Origin of the sequence: Rhodococcus sp. ARC_M6 (assembly GCF_022810305.1) — a bacterium.
Lineage (GTDB): Bacteria > Actinomycetota > Actinomycetes > Mycobacteriales > Mycobacteriaceae > Rhodococcus_F.
This window is the reverse complement of record NZ_JALGQH010000062.1, coordinates 1-2,514: the sequence shown is the minus strand read 5'-3', so window position 1 is coordinate 2,514 and position 2,514 is coordinate 1. Positions and strand designations below refer to the sequence as shown.

Sequence of the window (2,514 nt, the reverse complement as noted above, 5' to 3'; positions counted from 1 at the left end):
GCGAACCCAGCCCGGTTTTCGCGCCGGCCGAATCCACCTGAAATGCCGACCGTATTCTTTATTAACGAACCCGTTGCCGAATCGCAGATCAACTGAACGTCACTGTCTCACTTGACTTGACACATAGCGCAATGAGGTGCAGGGTTGGTTCCAGCGCAAAACTTGCGAGTGCCGCCTGGCGGTCAGCGGGCGTCAATACCTCAAGCCCAACATCGGCACACATAATCGGAAATCGCTGAGCCGCAAGTTGCTTCATCATCTCGTCGACGTCGTCGTCAACTTTCCTGGCATGCCCAGTGAGAGTCTGCGCCTGCGGTAACGCGTTCGGGCACGGAGGCCGTTTTGGGCTTCGACGTCCGTGCTTAGTACTCATACCCACACCCCATATCTCGGCCTCAGATTTAACGCATCCCGCTCGGATATTCAGACAGTAGCGGTAGCGCCGACATTCAGATGACCCAAGGACTGATTTCGTAGGGAGATCCCGTAGAGGTACGAGCGACGATAGTCGGGCACCGGCAGGACGTGGCCGGGCGAGGGTACTGGTTTTGGTGTGAGCGCAGCCGGTATCAAATAAGTCACTGAGGGCAAATCCGAACGCTCCACGGTGCGAGGGATATCGAATTGATCGAGGACATCGACGCAGTGCGCCCCGCTACACCTTGCGTCACTCAAACGAATAGCTTCCGCAAGCAGAGCCTCGACGCGGTTCGTGGGTAGCTTTGTGCACCCTTCTATCTCTCTGACAGATGCGCCACATTCATGCAGTTCCAAGAGCTGTTTGTGCAGCGACATACGAACTGCGACTAAATGATCGACATCGATATCGAATTGGATCTGATGTTGCGCAGCCTCAATTTTGCGTTCCACGCATATTCGTTCGGAGTTTTCCTCCCACCATTCGTCGCGCATGACGTCCACCATTTCGGCCACGATCGCGGGAATTTGGCCATACTTTGCATACCAACCACCTTTCCCCCACGGTAGCGACGGCATCAGGTGTTGGTGTTCGATCAGTGCGGCTGAAACGCCGTAGCCGTCCAATCCTCTACTGCCCATCGACTCGCGAAGGTCGCTGGAGAGCGCGTTGAAAAGCACACGAAATTCTGTAACAATTCCCAATTCGTCTGCCAGCAAAGATCTTTCGTCGTAATTGGGAAGGTATATCGAAATTCCCACATAGCTGAACTCGTCGTCCCCATCGTCCCCGTCGTCCCCATCGATCCACTCTTCCAATGTCGCAGGAACCATGAACCGAAGACCGCGCGCGTTCACTCTGCGGACGATCTCATGCCAGCAGTTGGCGTCGTTAGCAGGAACGTATCCGATGCGTTCACCTTCGTAATCCACTGCGACAGCTTCACAGTCGAACCAATTTCCGGGCTCCGGGACGAGCTCGCAGTACAACACTTTCCCAGTGAGTGTCAGCAGCTTCTTCTGCTCGAAATAGACACCGGCTCCGTATCTTTCATAACTTCCGCCCAGGATGCATTTGTTGGATGGGCGGACGTACTCGCCTGGCTGCCGCGCGTAGCCAGACCCCCTGGACAAATGGTCAGGTATGGCATCCTCTGGATGAGATTGGTGTGGCGCCGCATACCAATTCGCATCCAAGTGTGTGCGGGTGCGATTGCGGATGGTCGGGCGAGCGAGCGCCTCGCGGAGGGAGTCGATCGCGGGCTGAACTACGGGCGGCGGCGTCGATCCGTATTCAACCCACTCTTCGTCGACGGTGGGTTCGATTTCATCGGTGGGCTCAGCAGATGCCCGTGGATACGCTTGAGGGCTGGGTTCGAGTTCCGCAAACCCCGGCGGGTATTTCTGATAGAAGAGGAAATAGTGCCCGACGGGGGTCAGTGTAGCCCGCCAAAACTGTTTATTTTCCTCGATAGTTACCAAATCTGCACGGTAGAGAGCCTGTGCGCTCGTCTTGTACGACGTGTATGGCGGAGTACCGGGGCATCCCGTTCCGATCCACTGCAGGATCTCGTATTGCCGTTCATTGACATTGCGTTCGGTCCGCAACAGGTGCTCCTGGAAGTCGTGAAATGCTAGATATAGAGACTATGCACTGGGTGAAGTCCAATTGACGAGGAGCGCCCTCGCCGTTCACGGCGTGATGGACGAGTCAAAATGTTACAGAGCGGAACCGATTCGGCATCCTTCGCGGAAGCATTCCACTGGACCGCCTGGGCCGAGTATTCGGTTGAGCATGGTGCGAATACCATCGGGCGTGACTCTGAATCCGTCACCCCGGTAGGCGAACCGCGCTTTCACCATGAACGTAAAGCGTTGTGGTGCTTGTTCGATTTGTCGAAGTGAGCTCGATATCGATCATGTAGCAAGTCGGTCGCGTACACGCGATGTGTCCATCAGTTTCGCGCCGGGCGGTTGAGTCGGCCTGAAGCGCGGTACCGATGTTGCCATCGGTCCGTTTCTTCAGGCCGCTCTCCGAACCCGGCGTGCCCATTACTGAGCACCGGGCTCTCCACAGTCTCTGCCGCTTGGCTGTTC

General features: G+C 56.2%; 1 protein-coding gene. It reads right to left on the bottom strand.

Annotated elements, in window-relative coordinates; translation table 11 throughout:
- Window positions 1-423: 423 nt before the first annotated feature.
- Window positions 424-1,899, bottom strand: a complete 1,476-nt coding sequence (locus MTX36_RS29330) for a hypothetical protein (protein ID WP_243623177.1) — start codon at window positions 1,897-1,899, stop codon at window positions 424-426.
- Between the last annotated feature and the right edge of the window lie 615 nt (window positions 1,900-2,514).